Origin of the sequence: Pseudomonas sp. zfem004 (genome assembly GCF_032621715.1) — a bacterium.
Lineage (GTDB): Bacteria > Pseudomonadota > Gammaproteobacteria > Pseudomonadales > Pseudomonadaceae > Aquipseudomonas > Aquipseudomonas sichuanensis.
In genome coordinates this window covers 66,311-89,733 of record NZ_JAVYJF010000007.1, presented here as the reverse complement: position 1 = coordinate 89,733, position 23,423 = coordinate 66,311, and the positions used below count along the sequence as shown (strand labels likewise).

The window sequence follows — 23,423 nt, the reverse complement described above, 5'->3', positions numbered from 1 at the left end:
CACGCTGCGCCAGTTCTTGCGGGCACTTCAGAGCGTGGGAGCGGCGGTGCGCCGATGCGACTTGCCCCGCGATAAGGTCCTGGCGACCTATTCCTCTAGTTCGACCAGCACTGTCCCCTCGCTGACCATATCCCCCTCCTGACAGAACAGCGCCTTCACCGTCCCGCCATGTGGCGCCCGAATGCTGTGCTCCATCTTCATCGCCTCCAGCACCACCAACGCGGTGCCTGCCTCCACCACCTGCCCCGGCTCCACCAGCACCCGCACGATACTGCCGTTCATCGGCGCACCGAGCCCGCCCTGATGGCTGTGGCTGGCCTCAGCGGCAGCAATCGGGTCATGCACGCTGACGGCATGCAACTCACCCTGCCACTGCAGGTACAGGGTACCGCCCCGGCGCACGGCCAGATGGCGACGACGGATGCCGCCCTGGTCGTGGCACAGCTGTTCCCCAACAAGCTGGTAGTTAGACGGCGCAGTGCGCTCCAGGGCGACCGCCTGCTCATGCCCCTCACACTGCAAATGCAGGCTGCTACGCGCTGGCAGCCCCAGGCGCAGCCCCTCGCGGGCAGCCCACGGCGAGGCCGGGTCGTCCTGGCGTTGCAGGGCCGGCGCGCTTTGCAGCCAGGCTTCGGCGGCAGCTTCCCAGAACGGCGCGGGCAAGGCTTCAACCGCCGGCAGCAGAACCTCCTGATGACGTGGAATGAACCCTGTGTCCAGCTCCGCCGCAGCAAACGCCGGGTGGGCAAGGATACGGCGCAGGAAGGCAATGTTGGTCTTCAAGCCACCGATGGCGAACTCATCGAGCATCGCCAGCAGCCGCAGGCGCGCCTGCTCGCGGTCCTGGCCCCAGGCAATCAGCTTGCCCAGCATCGGGTCGTAGAACGGCGACACCACATCGCCCTCGCTGACCCCGCTGTCCACCCGCCGCCCTTCACCCGGCGCCGACTCGCGGTACAGCGCCAGGGTGCCGGTGGCCGGCAGGAATTCGTTGGCCGGATCCTCAGCGTACAGGCGCACTTCGATGGCATGGCCGATCAGCGGTACCTGCTCCTGGGTGATCGGCAGCGCTTCGCCGCAGGCGACGCGAATCTGCCAGGCCACCAGATCCAGGCCGGTGATGGCCTCGGTGACCGGGTGCTCCACCTGCAGGCGGGTGTTCATCTCCATGAAGAAGAACTCGCCACGGGCGTCGAGCAGGAACTCCACGGTACCAGCACCCACGTAGCCGATGGCCTGGGCCGCGCGCACCGCCGCCTGGCCCATGGCCTGGCGCAGTTGCGGGGACAGGCCCGGGGCTGGCGCTTCCTCCACGACTTTCTGGTGGCGGCGCTGGATCGAGCAGTCGCGCTCGTTCAGGTAAAGGCAATTGCCGTGCTGGTCGGCGAACACCTGGATCTCAACATGGCGCGGCTTGAGCACGTACTTTTCCACCAGCATGCGGGCATCGCCGAACGACGACTGCGCTTCGCGCTGGGCCGAGGCCAGGGCGTCGGCCAGCTGGCTTTCCTCCTCGACCACCTTCATGCCCTTGCCGCCACCGCCGGCGCTGGCCTTGAGCAGCACCGGGTAGCCGATGCGTTCGGCGGCGGCGCGGAAGGTGTCGATATCCTGCGCTTCACCGTGGTAACCCGGTACCAGCGGCACGCCGGCAGCCTCCATCAGCGCCTTGGCCGCCGACTTGCTGCCCATGGCGTCGATGGCGCTGGCCGGTGGGCCGAGGAAGATCAGCCCGGCCTGTTCGATGGCGCGAGCGAAGCCGGCGTTCTCCGACAAGAAACCGTAGCCCGGGTGGATGGCCTGGGCGCCGCTGGCCTTGGCCGCGGCGATCAGCTTGTCGATCACCAGGTAGCTGTCGGCGGCCTTGCTGCCGCCCAGGTCGACGCGGATATCGGCTTCGCGGCTGTGGCGGGCGTCGCGGTCGGTGGCGCTGTGCACGGCCACGGTGGTCAGGCCCAGGGCCTTGGCGGTGCGCATCACCCGGCAGGCGATCTCGCCGCGGTTGGCGACCAGCAGGGTGGTCAACGTGGGACGGCTCATGGGCGCGGTTCCTTCTTCTGTTCGGTTTGCCAGGCGGGGCGGCGTTTTTCCAGGAAGGCGCGCAGGCCCTCCTGGCCTTCGGCGCTGACGCGGATGCGGGCGATGGTGTTTTCGCAATAGCGACGCAGGGCCGGGCTCAGCTCGCCATCGTCCACTTCGCGCAGCAGGTCCTTGGTGGCGCGCAGGGCCTGGGGGCTGTTGTGCAACAGGTTGTCCACCCAGGCTTCGACCTGAGCGTCCAGTTCGCCGGCCGGGTACACCTCGGCCAGCAGGCCCAGTTCACGGGCACGTACACCGCTGAAGCGTTCGGCGGTAAGGGCATAGCGGCGGGCGGCGCGCTCGCCGATGGCCTTGACCACGAACGGGCTGATCACCGCCGGGGCCAGGCCGATACGCACTTCCGACAGGCACAGCTGCGCGTCTTCGGCGCCGATGGCCATGTCGCAGCAACTGATCAAGCCCAGCGCGCCACCAAAGGCCGCGCCTTGCACCACGGCCAGGGTCGGGGCCTTGAGGCGGTGCAGGGCATACATCAGCTCGCCCAGTTCATGGGCGTCGTCGAGGTTGGTATTGAAGTCCAGTTGCGCCGACTGCTGCATCCAGGCCAGGTCGGCGCCGGCGCTGAAATGCCGGCCACGGCCACGCAGCAGCAAAAAGCGCAGGCTGCTGTCTTCGGCCAGCTTGTCCAGCGCGACGATCAGCTCGCGGATCATCTGGGCGTTGAAGGCGTTGTTCTTGTCTTCCCGGCTCAGCCACAGGGTGGTGAAGCCGCGGGGGTCGTGTTCCAGCTCGATGGTGGCGAAATCGGTCATGGGTCACATCCGGAAAATGCCGAAGCGGCTCTGTTCGATCGGGGCGTTCAGCGCGGCGGACAGCGCCAGGCCGAGCACGTCGCGGGTCTGCGCCGGGTCGATGACGCCGTCGTCCCACAGCCGGGCGCTGGAGTAGTAGGGGTGCCCCTGGTGCTCGTACTGGTCGAGGATCGGTTGCTTGAGCTTCTTCTCGTCTTCCAGGCTGAACACTTCGCCGCTGCGCTCGCTCTGTTCGCGCTTGACCTGGGCCAGCACGCCGGCCGCCTGTTCGGCACCCATCACGCCGATGCGCGCATTGGGCCACATCCACAAGAAGCGCGGGTCGTAGGCGCGACCGCACATGCCATAGTTGCCGGCACCGAAGCTGCCGCCGATGATCACCGTGAACTTCGGCACCTGGGCGCAGGCTACCGCGGTCACCAGTTTGGCGCCGTGCTTGGCGATACCGCCTTCTTCGTACTTTTTACCGACCATGAAACCGGTGATGTTCTGCAGGAACAGCAACGGGATGCCGCGCTGGCAGGCCAGCTCGATGAAGTGCGCGCCTTTTTGCGCAGCTTCGGCGAACAGGATGCCGTTGTTGGCCAGGATCGCCACCGGGTAGCCGTGCAGGTGGGCGAAGCCACATACCAAAGTAGTGCCGAACAGCGCCTTGAACTCATCGAACACCGAGCCGTCGACCAGGCGCGCAATCACCTCGCGCACATCGAATGGCTGCTTGGCATCGGCCGGCACCACGCCATACAACTCTTCGGCGCCATACAGTGGTGCGATCGGTGCCTGGCATTGCAGTTTGCCGAGCTTGTGCCAGTTGAGGTTGGCTACGCTGCGTCGGGCGATGGCCAGGGCGTGTTCATCGTTATCGGCATAGTGGTCGGCCACGCCGCTGGTGCGGCAGTGCACGTCGGCGCCGCCGAGGTCCTCGGCGCTGACCACTTCACCGGTCGCCGCTTTTACCAAGGGCGGGCCGGCCAGGAAGATGGTCGCCTGCTGGCGCACCATGATCGCCTCGTCGGCCATGGCCGGCACATAGGCGCCACCGGCGGTGCACGAGCCCATCACCACGGCGATCTGCGGGATGCCCAGCGCACTCATGTTGGCCTGGTTGAAGAAGATCCGCCCGAAGTGCTCGCGGTCGGGGAACACCTCGTCCTGGCGTGGCAGGTTGGCGCCGCCGGAGTCCACCAGGTAGATGCACGGCAGGCGGTTCTGCAGGGCGATGGTCTGGGCGCGCAGGTGCTTCTTCACCGTCAGCGGGTAGTAGGAGCCGCCTTTGACCGTGGCGTCGTTGGCCACGATCATGCACTCCACGCCCTCGACCCGGCCGATACCGGCGATCACGCCAGCGGCGGGTACGTCTTCGCCGTACACCTCATGGGCGGCCAGCTGGCCGATCTCGAGGAACGCCGAGCCCGGGTCGAGCAGGCGGTCGATCCGCTCGCGCGGCAACAGCTTGCCCCGTGAGGTGTGCCGCTGCTGGGCCTTGGGCCCGCCGCCCTGCGCGATGTGGGCGAGCAGGCCGCGCAGTTTCGTGACCTGCTCGAGCATGGCCGCGCTGTTGCCGGCGAACTCCGCCGAGCGCGGGTTGATCTGGGTATGCAAGGTAGCCATGTGCGCCCGTTCCTTATGCTCAGCGGGTTTCGTTGAACAGTTCGCGCCCGATCAGCATCCGGCGGATTTCGCTGGTTCCGGCGCCGATCTCGTACAGCTTGGCATCGCGCAGCAGGCGCCCGGCCGGGAACTCATTGATGTAGCCGTTGCCACCGAGGATCTGGATCGCCTCCAGGGCCATCTGCGTGGCGCGCTCGGCGGTGTACAGGATCACCCCGGCGGCGTCCTTGCGGGTGGTCTCGGCACGGTCGCAGGCCTGGGCCACGGCGTACAGGTAGGCGCGGCTGGCGTTGAGCTGGGTGTACATGTCGGCGATCTTGCCCTGGATCAGCTGGAATTCGCCGATGCTCTGGCCGAACTGCTTGCGGTCGTGAATGTAGGGGACGACCAGGTCCATGCAGCTCTGCATGATGCCGGTCGGACCGCCCGAGAGCACCACGCGCTCGTAGTCCAGGCCGCTCATCAGTACCCGCACGCCGCCGTTGAGCTGGCCGAGGATGTTCTCTTCTGGCACTTCGACGTCATCGAAGAACAGCTCGCAGGTGTTGGAGCCGCGCATGCCCAGCTTGTCGAACTTGTTGCTGCGGCTGAAGCCCTTCCAGTCGCGCTCGACGATGAACGCGGTGATGCCGTGGGGGCCCTTGTCCAGGTCGGTCTTGGCGTAGATCACATAGGTGTTGGCGTCGGGGCCGTTGGTGATCCAGGTCTTGCTGCCGTTGAGCACATAGCTGTCGCCGCGTTTTTCGGCGCGCAGCTTCATCGACACCACGTCGGAGCCGGCGTTGGGTTCGCTCATGGCCAGGGCGCCGATGTGCTCGCCGCTGATCAGCTTGGGCAGGTACTTGAGTTTCTGCTCGTGGGTGCCGTTGCGGTTGATCTGGTTGACGCACAGGTTGGAGTGGGCGCCGTAGGACAGGGCCACCGATGCCGACCCGCGGCTGATCTCTTCCATCGCCACCACGTGGGCCAGGTAGCCCAGGCCGGCGCCGCCGTACTCCTCCGAAACGGTGATGCCCAGCAGGCCCATGTCGCCAAATTTGCGCCACATGTCGGCGGGGAACAGGTTGTCGTGGTCGATTTGCGCGGCGCGCGGGGCCAGCTCGGCGGCGACGAAGGTGCGCACCTGGTCGCGGAGCATGTCGATGGTTTCGCCCAGGGCGAAGTTCAGGGTCGGGTAATGCATGTGGGCACCTTCTTGTTCTTGATATTCGGGTACCACGGCGACCTTGTGGAAACGGGGTTGTGGGAGCGGGCTTGCCCCGCGATGCCCGTCAGAACGGCCAGCTGTGTTGCCTGGTCCGGCCTCATCGCGGGGCAAGCCCGCTCCCACAACCTCGTTCCTCTTCGCCGCCGTGATGCGTGGTTGACGTTAACGTAAACCTGGCTTCTGGCACTGTCAATCGATTCATCACCTTTACGTAAACGTAAATCTACGCCAGAGTAATTGCCGCTTGCTTCAGTCGTGCCCAGAACAACCACAAGAAGGGACACCCATGAGTCAACCAAGCTATACCCGCGGCCGCCAGGACCATCCGTTACTGACCCTGACCATCGGCCAGGCCTTCGATGCCACCGTTGCCCGGCATGCCGAGCGCGAGGCGTTGGTAGTAAAGCATCAAGGCCTGCGCTACAGCTGGCGCGAACTGGCCGTACAGGTCGAACTGCACGCCCGGGCGTTGATGGCGCTGGGCGTGGCCGGCGGCGAGCGGGTCGGCATCTGGGCACCCAACTGCGCCCAGTGGTGCATCCTGCAGCTGGCCACGGCCAAGGTCGGCGCGATCCTGGTCAACATCAACCCGGCCTATCGGGTGGGGGAGCTTGAGTATGTGCTGCGCCAGTCCGGCTGCCGCTGGCTGGTGTGCGCCGATGCGTTCAAGACCTCCGACTACCACGCCATGGTGCAAGAGCTGGTGCCGGAGCTGGCGAGCCACGCGATTGGCCAATTGAACAGCGATCGCCTGCCCGAGCTGCGCGGGGTGATCAGCCTGGCCGCCGAGCCGCCCGCAGGCTTCCTGCCCTGGGCCGCGCTGGCCGGGCGGGCAGGGGAGATCGATCCCGCCACCTTCGAGCAGCGCCAGAACACCCTGCAGTTCGACCAGCCAGTGAACATCCAGTACACCTCCGGCACCACCGGCGCGCCTAAAGGCGCGACCCTGAGTCACTACAACATCCTCAACAACGGCTACATGGTCGGCGCAAGCCTTGGCCTCACCGAGCACGACCGCATGGTGATCCCGGTGCCGCTGTACCACTGCTTCGGCATGGTCATGGCCAATCTCGGTTGCATCACCCACGGCAGCACCATGGTCTACCCCAACGACGCCTTCGACGCCGAGCTTACCCTGCGCGCCGTGGCCGAAGAGCGTGCCAGCATCCTCTACGGCGTGCCGACCATGTTCATCGCCATGCTCGACCACCCGTCGCGCCCGCAGCTGGACCTCTCGACCCTGCGCAGCGGCATCATGGCCGGCGCCACCTGCCCGATCGAGGTGATGCGCAAGGTCATCGAGCAGATGCACATGGCCGAGGTGCAGATCGCCTACGGCATGACCGAGACCAGCCCGGTGTCGCTGCAGACCGGCCCGGATGATGAACTGGAACTGCGCGTGACCACGGTCGGTCGCACCCAGCCGCAGCTGGAAACCAAGCTGGTGGACGCCGACGGCTGCATCGTCCCGCGTGGCCAGATCGGCGAACTGTGCACGCGGGGCTACAGCGTGATGCTCGGCTACTGGGACAACCTGCAGGCCACCCATGACGCCATCGATCCGGCCCGCTGGATGCGCACCGGTGACCTGGCCGTGATGGACGATCAGGGTTACGTGCGCATCGTCGGGCGCAACAAGGACATGATCATTCGCGGCGGCGAGAACATCTATCCGCGTGAGCTGGAGGAGTTCTTCCACACCCACCCAGCGGTGGCCGAGGCGCAGGTGGTAGGGATCCCGTGCAGCAAGTACGGCGAGGAAGTGGTGGCGTGGATTCGCCTGCACCCTGGGCACAGCGCCACGGCCGATGAATTGCAGCAGTGGTGCAAGGCACGCCTGGCGCATTTCAAGGCGCCTCGGCATTTCCGCTTTGTCGACGAGTTCCCGATGACGGTGACCGGGAAGGTGCAGAAGTTCAGGATGCGTGAGATCAGTGTCGAGGAGCTTGCGCAACGATGAGTCAAAGCTTCCTTGCTCAGCCGACAGGGCTGAACAAGGAAGCGTGTTTCAGTCTGAGCTACAACAGCTCTGCCAAGTCGCTGACGTCACTGGCGTTTTCCAGGTCGCTGACGGAAAGCTCGACATCGAATTTTTCCTTCAAGTTGGCCGCGAGGTCTCTTTTGCCGCCGATGATATCGATGATCATTGTGGTGTCTAGGATGTCCTCGACTTGCATATCGTATTTGGCGGCGAGGAGTGACTTGAGTTCATCTTTCTTTGTCATTTTAATTTCCCTCTTGGTTGATCTGGGTGAGTCACTGTGACGGCGGTTGGCCGCTTAGGCTACTGACAAAAAATGTCAGGTACTATTCGGCGCTGGCGTTTGATGTGGGCGTGTCAATGCCATAAATAAATATCCTCCCAGTCAAGCGAAAGCACATTCAGTCGAGCCGGAGGAGCATTGACGCTTGTCAGTTTAGAAAAGTCGATTAGATACGTGAAGTTTTCAACTGTATCCTCGAGTTCAAACGTTCTTTCCTGCTCATTGAAGTTTTTGATTGTGCCGGTGTGGGTGTAGTTTTCGCCAAGGCTTACACGAGAGAGGCATAGCGCTTTGTTAATATATACTTTCACGGTCGCGGCCAAGCGTTCTTGTTTTACTTTGGTGCTCTCATACACTTTGATCGCTTCGGCAACCCACTGAATGTCAGCGTTCGTGAGTTTTGCCTCGTAATACGCATCTTCCGCCGCTCTTGCATCAGTAACAGCGGTTTTAGCGTCGGCCGCCGCGGCATCGGTTTTCACAGCAATGGCCGCCGTATCCGCGTCAGCCTTGTCTGCCAGGTAAACGCCCCAGACCAATGCGTAGACCTGGGCGTTTCGCAGGGCGTTTATTACCTTCTCGTCCCTGGCGGCCGCTTTTTTCGAGGCAATCGTGGCGAGCAGGGTCGTTACTTCGGCATAGGTCCGACTCGCACTGATCGTCTGCAGCAAGCCGAAGAACGTCACGGACTGGCGGGCCTGGGTTTCGGCTTGTGTCCGGGCGTCGGCGGCTATTTTTGCCGCCGTCTTGGCCCTTTCGGCAGCCTCTACGGCTTTGTCGCTTTCAATGGCTGCGCTATCAGCATCGGCGGACAAGGCTGCGGCTTGTGCGTTTTGCGCCGCAGTATTCGCCTCGGCGACTGCTGTTCGCGCATTGGTGACGGCATCGCTGGCCTTGCTGGCCCAATCCTTGGCCCAAGGGGCTTTCAGTACCGGAGCATCGGCATCGGCGATGGCGGCATCGAGGGCCTTGACGGCTTGCTGTTCGGCCGTGCGGGCTGCAGTGGCGGCTGCCTCTGCCTTGCGTTTGTTCGCGGCGCCCTTGGCAGCAACGAGCGCATCGTCGGCGGCTTTCGCGGCAGCGATCGCATTCTCGGCTGCCTCCAGGGCCTTCTGTGCTTCGGTATTGGCCACGTCCACCTTGCCAGCCTTGGCCGCCGTTTCGGTGGCGAGCCGAGCGGCGGTCGCAGCCTTGGCGGCCTTGTCCGCCGTATCTTTTGCCTCGTTCGCCTTGAGGGCCTGCGCGGCAGCCTCGGGGATTTGCAGCACTGGCTCATTGACCGCTGCCTGTGCCTTTGCAAAGGCAGCAATGGCTGCTTGTTCGGCTTCCTTGGCTGTAACGAGGGCATTGTCGGTGTTGCCCAATTTGTCGGCCTCTACTGCCTCGGAGTTGTCCTGCTTGCTAGATTGCCGGTTGTCGAACAGGTTCTTGATGTCAGCGCGGAAGCTCGGCGAGCCTTCGACTGCGGAATAGGTGATTTGTATATTGATGTCATTGAGCATCCAGGCAGGCGCCTGGTAGAGCGCAGGGTTGTTGATCGCTCCCCCTGGGAACTGGAGTTTCCAGCTGGAGATCACACCTGTGCCTTCAAAGGGTTGGTAACGGGTCTTGTCCGAGATCGATGGCTGCAATTCGAAGCTGCGGGTGACTTCTTTCGCGGACCAGATCGCGACGTGCTGGTTTGGCCGCACATCACGAAGTACGGCCGCAGGGTTGCCCTGTGTGGCCAAATACATGTGTTTGGCGCCGTCGAGGTCGTCCGACAGCAATACTTGGTTCGAGGTTTGGTAAAGCATGGCCGGTATGGCGGTGGAGGGAGGGACCCCGGTGATATCGAAAGTTACCATGATGCGTTCGATTCGGCGCAGGTAATGGCCGGGAAAGTCTTCGTCGAAGTGCCAGGGGGCCAGTTCGAAGAAGATCTCATTCTTCACCAGCGCGTCGAGCAACTGCTGCTTGGTCCAACCCTTGAGTTTCGTCAGCTTCAGGTCTTTACGGATATCCAGGGGCCGAACGCTATCGCGCAGAGCCGCCACATCCATCTGTATCAGGTCGCGCTGCAGTGCCTCGCCGGCGAGCATGCCGCGCCAGTTGTCGAGCCAGCCGTTGGTCTTGATCCAAGTGTCGTTGAAATTGCCCAGTTCGTATTGCAGGCATGCCTCGGCCATCAGGCATAGCGACAATGTGGCATCGTAGGCGGCGCTGTAAAGCTCCGACATCCGGCCGATTAGCCAGAGGTAAGTGTGGTGGCTGGCGAAAACCGATGTCATGAGTTCCAGTTCGGCACGGTGGGCGGCCTGGGTGCCCCGGGCTTCTTGTACCGCGATGCGGGCCGCGCGAATATGCACGTCCCGTTCGAGTAGTTGCTTGTCGAGCACTTTGAGCTCATAGGTGGATTGTTCGACTTCGTATTGCCATTGCTTGGCACGCAATTGGTATTCGGCTTGCTTATCGAACTGGTTGCTTTTGGTTTCGAGTGTTTCTGCTATCGATTCATATGCGTTGGCCAATGCTTCCGGCATTTCCTCCGCGGAGAAACCACCCCAGGATGTGCCGAAGATTGTAGGCGCGAGGGCCGCAACGCTGGTGGCGAAGTAGTAAGGTACTGCGACAGCGCGAAGGGTTACAGACTGGCCTGCGAGTTTCTGGGCAGTTTCCTCCAGGGGTTTCACGCCGACGTCCAGCAGTTCCTGATAGTAACTCAGGCGTTGTCGGATCAACTTCTGACTTTCCAAAACGGTGTCTCGTTCGCGTCTGGCTAGCTCCAGAGCCTGCTCCTGCAGTTGCTTCGGAAAGTCCAGCAATTCGATAAAATTGCGTTTCCCAAGCAAGGCCAATTGTTGCGAAGCCTCGGTATCGTATAACCCCCTGAGTGTCTGGCCCATGGCAATCAACTGTTGTACGGCTTCCCCAGCGCATTGCCGCACTTTGTCATAACGGCAAGGTGGGATTTTTCTGGAACCGTAGGCAGGGGAGGCTGAGTCCTGACTGCTGCCGCCATACCCCATCGCAACTTGATCAAGGAACTCGGGGGCAATCATGATCGACGCAGGTTTGCCGTCCAGGCTCAAGCCGTGTCTCAGGTTGAACTGGCGGTTGCGCAACAGATTACGTAGCTCGACCAGTTTGTTGTTGAGGGGCGGGGTGAAGCTGTCGGTCCTTGCGTCGTCCAGCGACGGTGCTTGCAGCGGAGCGGTGGAGAGGTTCTCGGGTAGCACACCGATCAGGCGCAGGGCTTTGTCGTAGCACAGAGCGGCATCGATCAGTGAATCCAGGGTGAGCAGGCGGTACCGGTCATCACCTTGGCGTTGCCAGCTCTCCACCACGAACAGGTGCAACGCCTTGCGATAGCGCTCGGGCTCGGCGTAGGCCAGCAAGTCAGGGTCGTTCGCCTCGCCGGGGGCCGCGAAGGCGGCGCGTCCCAGCAACGGTCGGGTGAGCCAGAACAGCGGCGGGTGGTTACCCTCGGGTGTCCAATTGCGATAAGGGTCGAACAAATGGCGTGTGCACCAACGCCAGGCCTGGCTGTACTCGCGATTCTGGCGTTGCAGCCAGGCCACCAGGAAGGGGACGTGGAAGAACAGTTCCCAGAAATACAGGCCGTTGGCACCGCGAAAGTCGACCGTGCTGGGCTTGCTGCCCGGTTCAAGATGTGGCTCACGCAGATGCTGGGCCTCCCAGGACAGGGTCTTCTGAACCGACTGTGTGGCCAAGGCGACCAGTTGTTTGCCGAACAAGGTATTGATCCGCAGGCTGTCGGGCATGCGTGGCAGGTTCGTCGCGAGCTTGTCGTTGGCTTCTTTCAGGTCCAGGTAGATCACTTGCTCATCGTTGCGCCTGAGCGTAACGCTTGGGACGGCGTCGTCGCCCAGATCGCGCAGGGTATAGGCACGGGTTGCCGTGCCGATGACCTCGGTGTCGTTCAAGGGGTTGAGCAGTGTCAGTTTCAAGGTGATTTGAGTGACATCTCGGTTGAGAGGGCAGAGGAACTTTGCCTGGCTCTTGCCGTTGGGTTGAATCACGTCCTCGAAAGTCATTAGGTGCTGTGGGTCGATGTATAAAAGAATGCGTCGGCAAATGTCGGGAGTGAAGTGGTAAAGGCGTAGAACTGCGTCCAGTAGGTCATCCGGGAGTTGTTCGTCCGCTGCGAAATAACGCTTCAGCGCTGCTTTCTCATCGTTGATGAGTGCACTGACGACATCCGCCTTTCCTTGTTGGTTTGCGTTGGAGATAGCGGCGGTGATCGAGAGGCAAGATGCGTCGCTTGGTGAACCGGTTACGTTCATTTTCTGATTGAACGTTTCTCTTGTGATATAGCGTACTTTCAATAGCGTTTGTTTAAGTTTTTTAAAGGCGGAAGGCTTTTCTTTTAGCAGTGTTTCAAGTTGTTTTAAAGGGGGTGTTTCAAGCCTGCTGCGTTCAGCAATAGGAAGTGTCCAAGTGGCATTACGGGTCGCTGAGAACGATGCGGTGATACGGTAGGGTATGTAGAGGGAGTCAGTGACTTGGCTTTGTAAAATTTCCGGTTCCCATGAAAACTCGATTTTCTCTGGATAGTAGTTTTGGAGGGTGAATTCTAATTTTTTAGGGGTGCCATTTTTAAAGTGTGGTAGCTCTATTTTGTTTGCTGTTGTGTTCTCGGGCGGGTCGGATTCCCTGGTTGTAAAGTCATGAATGAGACACTTTAAATGGTGAGTAGAAATTTTGGTTAAAATGTATGCGGTGGTGGTGGAGATAGTGGTCTCTCCAGTCTCATTGGTGCTGGCGTTGGTGTCGTCTTTGTTGGCTGTTGAGATTCTAAGGTTGTATTGTATTGTGTGCTTTGGTTTTTCAATAATTGTTAGTGTGCTGCGCAGGAAATTGTTGCATATAAATTGTTTTTGGTTTTCTCCGTCTGGGATGTCAATGGAGTTGATGGATTTGTCGAAAGTGCTCATGACTTTATTTATATCATATGTTCCCTCGGTTCCGTATTGGGAACTGGTGTCGATTTCACGGTATTTGCGAATGGTGTCTTTCTGGAGGAGTTTGCCCGACAGATAGTCAAGATCAGCTTCTTGGATTTCAGTTGCTTCAAACCTGACAAGGGCGATGTCACCGACTCTGGGATCCGAGACCGAATAGTCTTTCATAACCCAACCCGTGTCGCGCGCCTTCCAGAGTGCGTCCATATCGACACTGATTTCAATATCTCCTAGTCCGTCCGCTAGACTGGCATCCAGGTAGACTTGGCCTTTGCTTGTTGTATCGTAGGCGTTGGCTAGACGCTCACTGATAACGGCGTCGTCCCATGTGAACTCCACGGCATCGCTGGTTTTTTCTTCCAGCTCGATCACGGCACCTGTATAGGGATGCTGCACCACTCGGGGGTCCTTGAAAAAAGCGAGCCAGTTATTGACCAATTGTCCCTCGATTGGCCGTGTGGTCTTGTCTTCGACATCCAGCTCTTTGTTCTCGATCAGTAGCAAGTCCCTCATGCTGATGAAGTAATCAACATTGCGCTGAGGGCTTGATGCTTCTGCAGGTTGAAGATTTGCGTCGAACAATAAAACAGTCAGCCATGGATCATGCAGGCGATCGCCTTTGATGTTGACCATGACCATCAGCCCTGGCATGTAGTCCTTGGTCTTGAGAAACGGGTTTCCTTTTGCAGTGCCTCTGACCGCTTCTGGTGCATTCTGTGAAGCCTGGAACAGGCCATTCGCATCATGCCCATCCAGTCGCATCAGTTCGTTGGGCGGGCTCCAGGCACCATCGGTCTGCTGGAAGGCAAAACACACCCGAAGCGGGAAGAATTCACTCGGTTTGTTGTCCGGCCCCATGGCGAGCGCGGTTGTTTCGCGCTCGACCCAAAGGACATAGCGGCGGCCGACGATGACTACCGGCCTGATCAACTCGACGTGTGTACGCTGTTCCTGAGGTTTGCTCGGGCCCACCTGTTGCGCCATCTTGGCTTTTTCTACCGATGCTGCTGTAGCCGGCGCCGGGCCTGCTTCGGCCGACTGGGGCGCTGTCTTGGGCAACGGCGTCAACGCCACCTGCCCGCCGACCGACAAGCTGATCTTCTCCCATTCCCCCCACGCCAGCATGCTCGGCGCGTTGTCCTGATCGCGCTGGGACATGTCCAACGTGCGCCAGTAGTACTCCACCGGCTCGACGTTGGTCTTGCCGATGAAGTGATAGGTGTCGGTCAACGGCGACGTGCCATCGGCATAGGCCGAAATGGGTTGGATATTGCTGAGCTTCTCGAAGGTGCTCAGGTAGGCGAGCATGGCGGTCTGAACGTCCTCGGGCTGGCACTTGCCCTGGGCCAGCAGCATCTCAAGGTCCTTAAACGCCGTGGTCTTGCGTTGGCGGCGGGTGGGGTCGATGTAGTTCTGTGGCTCGTTCTGCGCATCCTTGCGCAATTTCCAGCGCTCGTAGCTGCTGGAGAAGTTCTCCCACTCGTCGCGCTCGGCCTCGCTGATAGCGGTATTGCGGTAACCGTTCTCCAGGCATGAATGGATCTGATGCAGGTAGCGCTGCAGGCTGGCGATGGCCGACAACACGCGAGTCGTCAGTGGCTCGTGGGAGACCTGAAGGTCGATCAGCAGGTAATCGGCCAGTGTCTGCGGGCTGTTCACCCAACTACGCGCCGCATCCTTGGACGCCCAGTACGCCAGCATCCAGTGCATCAGTGCGTCGCGCCAGGCGAGGCTTAGTTGCGCATCGAGCGCTTTGCGTTGCTTGCTAGTGCAGGCCCGGCGCAGAACGACGGCCGCTTGCTGGAAAGTGGTGTAGTCCGTGGCTTGCCGCAACTTGCTCAATTCGAGCAGGGAGTTCACCGACAGTTGCTGCCCGCCTGCGATCTCCAGCAGGCGCTGCAGTTGGTCGAGACCGCGCAGTGTTGTAGGGGGGGTGATGGCGGCCAAGTCAGCCAAGCCGCCGTTGGGCTGGCCCAGCAGCAGTTCTAGCGCCGCCCAGGTCGTTTTTGAATCCTCTTTCAACGGGGCATTAATGTTGCTGTTGACGTCGGCGAAATACTTCAGCAAATCCTGTTCCAGCTTGCCTGCTCCCAACCTGGCGAGCACAGCCTTGTAACGGCCCAGCTGATACACCGTGGTGAGGTCGAGCGCGCGATGGTGGTTTTTATCCGCGCCTTCGAGGTCTAACCAGCCAGGGTTGACGGTGATCTGTTTGAGCGCATCGGCACTGAGCTTGAAGAGATTCACCATGTTGCTGTGACGCTGCAGTATCGACCACGTCTGCTTGTCGTCATCTGTGAACTGGCTGAGTGCCGTCTTGCCCGACGTGCACTCTCGCCGAATGGTATCGAGGCGCGTGGAGAAGCTTTTGGAGTCAATCACGGCCCATTTCAGCAAGGGCTCAATGAGGTTGCTGTCCTCAAGCCCTAATGCTCTGCTCAGCGCGAGATGAAGCGTTTCCGGGTTGTCCGCCGTGGGTGTGTCTGTTGTGAACGCACGCTCCCAGAGGGTGGAGGTCAATGGCACTCGTTGACGCAAGGTCATGGCCAGCTGCACGGCGTCCAGCCCCTGTTTCTGCAGCCATGCCATGGCGTCCATCATTCCAATGAGCACATCGACGAGATCGGGCTGGTTGGTTTCTCCCAACAAGCTTGGCTTGCCAGCCAGTTGCTGGCGGTACGCTGGCTGCTCATCCATCAACAACCCGAGCAGGGTCAGGCCTTGCAGGGGTGACGTGCCGAACAGGCGAGAGAGCGTGATGATCCGGTAGCAGGCCGAGATCACCTCAAGCGATCGTTTGGGCTTGCGCAGTCCCTGGGCCGTGGTGACCCACTCAAGCGTGACACGCAACAGGATGACGTCCACCTTCAGTGCCTGGCAGAGCTGTTCGATGGTCAGCGCATCGTCACCACTGGAGGCGTTGGGGTCGAACTCGCCGTCGTCCAGTAACAGCGCCGGTGCCCTGGGCGCTTCTTCGTCACGGTTAGAGGGGATGAACAACTTGTCGTAGAACGATTCCTTCTGGTCGGTGGCATAGGGAGAAACCTGATCGAGGAACGCGGCGTACTGCCATGGCGTAACCCCGAACTTCTGTTGCAGGTGCCGGAACAACCCCAAGGCGCGCAATGTATTACTGGTCAGGCGATAGTTGCTGGACTGGCCCTCGGCACGCAGTGCGGCCATGACCAGAGCATCGGTCTCGTCAGCGCTCAACGCCAGGGCGCGTTGCAGGCGCAGGATGCGTTGCAGTCGGTCCAGGTGAGGGCGGGCGAGCCCGGTGATTTCCACCGTCTTCTTGTCGTTTCCCGTGGCGTTCAGCTCGGTGAGGTACAAGGGTTTGCCCGCGTTGTTGATGAACGCAGCGCCATGCACCTGGCTCGATGGGGCGGCCAGTGACTTGGCGGTGGCGTTGACGCTGCGCCGTACAGAGGTCCCGTCCTTGCCAATGGCGTTGACGGCCAGCAATTTGCGCAGCTCCCGACGGGTCAACCCCAGCGCCTTGGTCAGCGCGCGGCTGGTGTTGAGCAAGTCCAGCGGCTTGCTGGCTTCGGACTGGAAATGCAGCTTGTAGAAGACTGCATCCGTGCTTTCGCCTTCCAGCAGCAGCGCCTGCAACTGAGGCGAAAAGCCACAGTCCAAACGCGTCGCCAAGCGCTGTTCGGCATTGGCGAGGTTATCGAACGCGAAGGCGGGGTAGCCAAGGTTACTGCGGCGCAGCATCTCCCCAAGGTCAAGATTCCTGGCGGTCAACGTGGCTTTGATTGACTCCCAGGCATGATGGAACGGCACGTTGCCCTGATAGATTCCCTCGCAAACCGCCTGCTGCAGTGTCTGTTGCGTCGACAGTGCCTCCTGTGCCCTGCTTTCCAGCAAGTTGAGCACCAGTTTCACCTTGGGCAGCGACTTCCTCGTGTTCTTTTCTTCCAGTTTGAGTGCGAGCAAGTCGGGGCGCCGCTTCTGCAACGTGATCGGCGCGGCGACATCTGCTCGCACCTCGAAAGCCTGGATCAATTCCTTCAGGTGAACGAGGTAGGCCAAGCGGTTGTTGTTGGCCATCAACGCGCCAGGTGCACAGCGGGTTTGATCGTCCGCGAACAGGCTCATGTAGGTGGCCGAGTCTGTGCGGGTGGCGTGTGCTTGGTAGTCGCTTTGGCTTGAATTGTCGTTCATCACGCAAGTCCTTGGCTGAGCGTTGACCCTATTTGATCAGGCAGGTGAGTCGACGCTACGCTCAGTGCTCAGGTTGAACACCTGGCAAAAATGCCAGGTGGCGATGAAGGGAAAGGGGCGTGTCAGTGGTGCGCATTGGCCCGCGCCTTGCGCACCAATGTGAGCAACTGACTGAAGGTGATGTCGACGCGAAGCTGCTCTTCGATCAGGATCTGCAACGCCTCTTCGATCCGCGCTTGCAGCTCGACCATGTCGAAGCTATCTGCACCCAGCTCGCCGAGCTCATGATCAGCCTTGAGCTGCTTGTGTCGGCCATTGAGCTCGAGAAAATCGTCGATGATCCACAGCAGGATCGAGGTGACACGGTCTTCAGTGGGCATGAGGGCAGCTTGCGTCAGGGAATGAGTGCTTTGTTTAACCAGCTTCACCCGCCTGCGCTACTGGCAAAAATATCAGGTGCCCCGCCAGCCTCGCCCCCAGCCTTGTCTATCCTCAAGCTTTCACCGGCGGCTCCTCGCTCGGCGGGTCGCCCACAGTCGGCGGCACGCTCGGCTTGATCGGCGCTTCGTCCGGCTCTTGCTCGGGCACTGGCGGCGGCAATGTCGGGTCGTCGATGTTCGGGTCGGGTGTCTCCGGTGGAATGGGAATACTCATGGGCCTGACCTCGCGTGGTGAATGAAGCGGTGTTGCAGGCTTGGACTCACGCCTCGCGCCATTCGCTCAGTTTTTTTGAACCCCCGCGCCCGATCACGGCTCAGAACCCTTACCGCCACAAGCCCAATGGAGTGAGTGCGATGTCAGGTAACGAGCCCTTCGAAAGCGTGCCCATGGCCAACGACCACCCGGAGCAGGCCGTCAGCCTGTCCCAGGCCTTGCTGGCGCCGCGCATCGTCATCGAGGATGCAAGCCCGGTGCTCGACGGCGGCACCTTTGCCGCCAAGGCGGTGCGCGGGCACAAGGTCGAGGTCAGTGCCAAGGTGTACGCCGACGGCCATGACCGCCTGGCAGTGACCCTGTTCTGGCGCCAGGCCCACGACGCCCGCTGGCACGCCGTGCCCATGCACTCGCCGGGCAACGACCTGTGGCTGGCCGCGTTCACCCCAGGCGAACTGGGCCTGCACCTGTATAGCATCGAGGCCTGGATCGACCCGTTCGCCACCTATTCCCACGACCTGGAAAAGAAATACGCGGCAGGCCAGGACGTGAAACTCGAACTCGAAGAAGGGCGCTTGCTGCTGGGCAAGGGCATCGAACGCAGCGACGGCCTGTTGCGCGAGCAACTGCAGCACCTGCGGCAGCGCCTGCCGGGCCTGCCGTTGGACGAGCAGGTGGCGCAGCTGCTGCACCCCGATGTCACCCGCTTGATGAGCGAGGCCGAGCACCGCAGCTACCTCACCCGCAGCCCCGAGTTCCCCGTGGACGTGGACCGCGAAGCCGCGTTGTTCGCCAGCTGGTACGAGCTGTTCCCACGCTCGGTAACCGACAACCCCGAGCGCCACGGCACCTTCGACGACGTGCACCAGCGCCTGCCGATGATCCGCGACATGGGCTTCGACGTGCTGTACTTCCCGCCCATTCACCCCATCGGCATGCAGCACCGCAAGGGCCGCAACAACGCGTTGCAGGCCGAGCCCGGCGACCCCGGCAGCCCTTACGCCATCGGCAGTGCCGAGGGCGGCCACGACGCCATCCACCCTCAGCTGGGCAGCCGCGAAGACTTCCGCCGGCTGGTGGCGGCTGCCGCCGAACACGGCCTCGAGATCGCCCTGGACTTCGCCATCCAGTGCTCCCAGGACCACCCCTGGCTGAAGGAGCACCCCGGCTGGTTCAGCTGGCGCCCCGACGGCACCATCCGCTATGCCGAGAACCCGCCGAAAAAGTACCAGGACATCGTCAACGTCGATTTCTACGCCCCCGAGGCGGTGCCCAGCCTGTGGCTGGCGCTGCGCGACGTGGTGGTCGGCTGGGTCGAGGAGGGGGTCAAGACCTTCCGCGTCGACAACCCGCACACCAAGCCGCTGCCGTTCTGGCAATGGCTGATCGCCAATGTGCGCAGCCAGCATCCCGAGGTGATCTTCCTCGCCGAAGCCTTCACCCGCCCGGCGATGATGGCGCGGCTGGGCAAGGTGGGTTACGCGCAGAGCTACACCTACTTCACCTGGCGCAACAGCAAGCAGGAGCTGCGCGAGTACTTCGAAGAGCTCAACCAGCCGCCGTGGAGCCTGTGTTATCGGCCCAACTTCTTCGTCAACACGCCGGATATCAACCCGTTCTTCCTGCACACCTCCGGCCGTGCGGGCTTTCTGATCCGCGCCGCGCTGGCGACCATGGGCTCAGGGCTATGGGGCATGTATTCGGGCTTCGAGCTGTGCGAAGGCACGCCGCTGCCCGGCAAGGAGGAATACCTGGACTCGGAGAAGTACGAGATCCGCCCGCGCGACTTCAACCAGCCCGGCAACATCGTCGCCGAAATCGCCCAGCTCAACCGCATCCGCCGGCAGAACCGCGCCCTGCAGACCCACCTGGGCGTGGTCTTGCTCAACTGCTGGAACGACCAGATCCTGTACTTCGCCAAGCGCACCGCCGAGCGCGACAACTACATCCTCGTCGCCATCAGCCTCGACCCGCACAACGCCCAGGAGGCCAACTTCGAGCTGCCATTGTGGGAACTGGGCCTGGACGACAACGCCGACACCCAGGGCGAAGACCTGATGAACGGCCAGCGCTGGACCTGGCACGGCAAGACCCAGTGGATGCGCATCGAGCCCTGGCACCAGCCGTTTGGGATCTGGCGGATAGAGAAAATGCGCTAGGCCAATCGCGGGGCAAGCCCGCTCCCACGATCTACCACGTGGGAGCGGGCTTGCCCCGCGATCAACCTCGTGCACAAAACCGAACAGAAAGGAGTCGCACATGGCCAAGCGTTCCCGCCCGGCAGCCTTCATCGACGATCCCCTCTGGTACAAGGACGCGGTGATCTACCAGCTGCACGTAAAATCGTTCTTCGACGCGAACAACGACGGCATCGGCGATTTCGCCGGCTTGATCAGCAAGCTCGACTACATCGCCGAACTTGGCGTCAACACCCTCTGGCTGTTGCCGTTCTACCCCTCGCCACGGCGCGACGACGGTTACGACATCGGCGAATACAAAGCCGTGCATCCGGACTACGGCAGCATGGCCGACGCCAAACGCTTCATCGCCGAAGCCCACAAGCGCGGCCTGCGGGTAATCACCGAACTGGTCATCAACCACACCTCCGACCAGCACCCCTGGTTCCAGCGCGCCCGCCACGCCAAGCGCGGCAGCAAGGCCCGGGACTTCTACGTGTGGTCGGACGACGACCAGAAATACGACGGCACCCGGATCATCTTCCTCGACACCGAAAAGTCCAACTGGACCTGGGACCCGGTGGCCGGCCAGTATTTCTGGCACCGCTTCTACTCCCACCAGCCGGACCTGAACTTCGACAACCCGCAGGTGCTCAAGGCCGTGATCGGGGTGATGCGCTTCTGGCTCGACATCGGTGTCGACGGCCTGCGCCTGGACGCCATCCCCTACCTGATCGAACGCGACGGCACCAACAACGAAAACCTGCCCGAGACCCACGTGGTGCTCAAGGCGATCCGCGCCGAGATCGACGCCAACTACCCCGACCGCATGCTGCTGGCCGAGGCCAACCAGTGGCCGGAGGACACCCGGCCGTACTTCGGCGAAGGCGAGGGCGACGAATGCCACATGGCCTTCCACTTCCCGCTGATGCCGCGCATGTACATGGCCCTGGCCATGGAAGACCGTTTTCCGATCACCGATATCCTGCGCCAGACCCCGGAGATCCCCGCCAACTGCCAGTGGGCGATCTTCCTGCGCAACCACGATGAGCTGACCCTGGAGATGGTCACCGACCGCGAGCGCGACTACCTGTGGAACTACTATGCCGAAGACCGTCGCGCGCGCATCAACCTGGGGATTCGCCGACGCCTGGCGCCCTTGCTGCAGCGCGACCGGCGGCGCATCGAGCTGCTGACCAGCCTGCTGCTGTCGATGCCTGGCACGCCCACGCTGTACTACGGCGACGAACTGGGCATGGGCGACAACATCTACCTGGGCGACCGCGACGGCGTGCGCACCCCCATGCAGTGGTCGCCGGACCGCAACGGCGGTTTCTCCAAGGCCGACCCGCAGCGCCTGGTGCTGCCACCGATCATGGACCCGCTGTACGGCTACCAGACCATTAATGTCGAAGCCCAGGCCCACGACCCGCACTCGCTGCTCAACTGGAACCGCCGCCTGCTGTCGGTGCGCAACCAGCAGAAGGCCTTTGGCCGTGGCACCTTGAAAATGCTCACCCCGAGCAACCGACGCATCCTCGCCTATATCCGCGAATACACCGATGCCGAGGGCAGCAGTGAAGTGGTGTTGTGCGTGGCCAACGTTTCACGCGCTGCCCAGGCCGCGGAGCTGGAGCTTTCGCAGTACGCCGAACGGGTGCCGGTGGAGATGCTCGGTGGCAGCGCGTTCCCGCCCATCGGCCAGTTGCCGTTTCTGCTTACCCTGGCGCCATACGGCTTCTACTGGTTCCTGCTGGCCGCCCACGATCGCATGCCCAGCTGGCATGTGCAGCCCACCGAAGGCCTGCCCGAGCTGACCACCCTGGTGCTGCGCAAGCGCATGGAAGAGCTGCTTGAAGCGCCGTCCCGGGACACCCTGGAAAGCGCGATCCTGCCCCAGTACCTGCCCAAGCGCCGCTGGTTCGCCGGCAAGGAAGGGCCGATCGACCAGGTGCGCCTGCGTTACGGCGTACGCGTCGCCACCGCGACGTTGCCGGCATTGCTCGGCGAGCTGGAGGTGCACAGCAAAGGGGTGGTGAGCCACTACCAGCTGCCGTTCGGGCTGTTGCCCGAGGAGCAGATCAACGCCGCGCTGCCCCAGCAACTGGCGCTGTCGCGGGTGCGCCGTGGTCGTCAGGTAGGGCTTATCACCGATGCCTTCGTCCTCGAGCCTTTCATCCGCGCGGTGCTGTGCGGCTGCCAGGACGGCCTGCGCCTGCCCTGCGGCGACGGCCTGGGCGAACTGCGTTTCCAGTGCACCGAGCAGCTCGCCGCGCTGGCACTCGATGAACAGAGCGAAGTGCGCTACCTGGGCGCGGAGCAGTCCAACAGCTCGGTGGTGGTGGGCGGCAGCCTGGTGCTCAAGCTGATCCGCCGGGTCAACCCCGGCACCCACCCGGAGCTGGAGATGAGCGCCTACCTGACCGCGGCGGGCTTCGCCAATATTTCCCCCTTGCTGGCCTGGGTAAGCCGCGTCGATGAACGCGAGCAGCCGCACCTGCTGATGATCGCCCAAGGCTATTTGAGCAACCAGGGCGATGCCTGGGACTGGACCCAGAACACCCTGGAGCGGGCGATCCGCGACGAGATGGAACCGACCCGCAGCGAGCAGGAGGCGCACACCGACGCCTTGGCCGAACTCACCGGCTTCGCCGCCTTGCTGGGCCAGCGCCTGGGCGAGATGCACCAGCTGCTGGCGGCGCCCACCACTGATCAAGCGTTCCAACCTCGGCCCAGCGATGCCCGGGACAGCGAGCGCTGGAGCCGGCAGATCAGCACCGAACTCGAGCATGCCCTGGACCTGCTGGCCCAGCACCGCAACAGCCTGGACAACGACAGCCAGGCCCTGGTCGACGACCTGCAGCAACAACGCCAAGGCTTGCGCCAGCACATCGACAACCTGGCCCGCCAGGCCCAGGGCGGCTTGTTGATGCGTGTGCACGGCGACCTGCACCTGGGCCAGGTGCTGGTGGTGCAGGGCGATGCCTACCTGATCGATTTCGAGGGCGAACCGGCGCGGCCGCTCGACGAGCGCCGGGCCAAGCACAGCCCTTACAAGGATGTCAGCGGCGTATTGCGCTCCTTCGACTATGCTGCTGCCATGATCCTGCGCAGCGCCTCGGCGGTAGACCTCTCCGACGCGGCGCGCCAGGCCCGTCAGCGGGTTGCCCGGCAGTACCTGCACCAGTCGCGTCACGCCTTCGTCGAAGCCTATGGCCTGGTCACCGCCGCCATGCCCCATGCCTGGCAGCAGGCCGAGGGCGAGCGCGCCGCACTGGAACTGTTCTGCCTGGAAAAAGCCGCCTACGAAATCAGCTACGAAGCCGAGAACCGGCCGAGCTGGCTGGCCGTGCCTTTGCATGGCCTGCATGGGTTGATCAGTACCTGGGGGGAGTCATGAACGTTTTTCTGATTGTGGCGGCGTGGGAGCGAGCTTGCCTCGCGATGAGGGTAGAGGCCCAATCGCGGGTCAAGCCCGCTCCCACGCCGCTGTCAAAAGGTCGTCAAGCAATCGTGTAAACACA

General features: G+C 62.1%; 11 protein-coding genes. 3 read left to right on the top strand and 8 right to left on the bottom strand.

Annotated features, from left to right (window positions below; genetic code table 11):
• Positions 1-87 precede the first annotated feature (87 nt).
• From RTH46_RS09740 to RTH46_RS09725, 4 genes are read right to left on the bottom strand one after another with little or no spacing between them, the layout of a single operon-like run.
• Positions 88-2,040: an acetyl/propionyl/methylcrotonyl-CoA carboxylase subunit alpha gene (locus RTH46_RS09740; protein ID WP_153786542.1), complete on the bottom strand. Its 1,953-nt coding sequence runs from the start codon at positions 2,038-2,040 to the stop codon at positions 88-90.
• Complete coding sequence (locus tag RTH46_RS09735; protein WP_316905565.1) at positions 2,037-2,852, bottom strand: gamma-carboxygeranoyl-CoA hydratase; 816 nt, start codon at positions 2,850-2,852, stop codon at positions 2,037-2,039. Before RTH46_RS09735 ends, RTH46_RS09740 begins: the two co-directional genes overlap by 4 nt.
• 3 nt (positions 2,853-2,855) lie before the next feature.
• On the bottom strand, positions 2,856-4,463 hold the full coding sequence (locus RTH46_RS09730) for a carboxyl transferase domain-containing protein (RefSeq protein ID WP_316905564.1): 1,608 nt from the start codon (positions 4,461-4,463) through the stop codon (positions 2,856-2,858).
• A gap of 19 nt (positions 4,464-4,482) precedes the next feature.
• A complete protein-coding gene (locus RTH46_RS09725; RefSeq protein WP_316905563.1) occupies positions 4,483-5,646 on the bottom strand; it encodes an isovaleryl-CoA dehydrogenase in 1,164 nt (387 codons plus the stop codon).
• A gap of 310 nt (positions 5,647-5,956) precedes the next feature.
• Between RTH46_RS09725 and RTH46_RS09720 the strand changes: the two genes are divergently transcribed.
• Positions 5,957-7,630: an AMP-binding protein gene (locus tag RTH46_RS09720; RefSeq protein WP_316905562.1), complete on the top strand. Its 1,674-nt coding sequence runs from the start codon at positions 5,957-5,959 to the stop codon at positions 7,628-7,630.
• A 58-nt stretch (positions 7,631-7,688) separates the two neighbouring features.
• Here the strand turns inward: RTH46_RS09720 and RTH46_RS09715 are convergent, their stop codons facing one another.
• From RTH46_RS09715 to RTH46_RS09700, 4 genes are all read right to left on the bottom strand, one after another.
• Positions 7,689-7,895 (bottom strand): hypothetical protein, encoded by a 207-nt coding sequence (locus RTH46_RS09715; RefSeq protein ID WP_316905561.1) that lies wholly within the window; start codon positions 7,893-7,895, stop codon positions 7,689-7,691.
• Between the two features lie 113 nt (positions 7,896-8,008).
• Entirely contained in the window at positions 8,009-17,068 is a 9,060-nt protein-coding gene (locus RTH46_RS09710) for a neuraminidase-like domain-containing protein (RefSeq protein ID WP_316905560.1), read from the bottom strand.
• 122 nt (positions 17,069-17,190) lie between these two features.
• Entirely contained in the window at positions 17,191-17,448 is a 258-nt protein-coding gene (locus RTH46_RS09705; RefSeq protein WP_316905559.1) for a phosphopantetheine-binding protein, read from the bottom strand.
• 112 nt (positions 17,449-17,560) lie between these two features.
• The gene (locus RTH46_RS09700; RefSeq protein WP_279846973.1) at positions 17,561-17,722 is read right to left on the bottom strand and encodes a hypothetical protein; all 162 of its coding nucleotides are present in this window, start codon (positions 17,720-17,722) and stop codon (positions 17,561-17,563) included.
• A 140-nt stretch (positions 17,723-17,862) separates the two neighbouring features.
• Here RTH46_RS09700 and RTH46_RS09695 point away from each other — a divergent pair, with 140 nt between their 5' ends.
• Both RTH46_RS09695 and treS read left to right on the top strand, forming a co-directional pair.
• Positions 17,863-19,881: an alpha-1,4-glucan--maltose-1-phosphate maltosyltransferase gene (locus RTH46_RS09695; RefSeq protein ID WP_316905558.1), complete on the top strand. Its 2,019-nt coding sequence runs from the start codon at positions 17,863-17,865 to the stop codon at positions 19,879-19,881.
• Between the two features lie 100 nt (positions 19,882-19,981).
• Positions 19,982-23,299, top strand: coding sequence for a maltose alpha-D-glucosyltransferase (gene treS / locus RTH46_RS09690; RefSeq protein WP_316905557.1), 3,318 nt, complete (start codon positions 19,982-19,984; stop codon positions 23,297-23,299).
• The last annotated feature ends 124 nt before the right edge of the window (positions 23,300-23,423 follow it).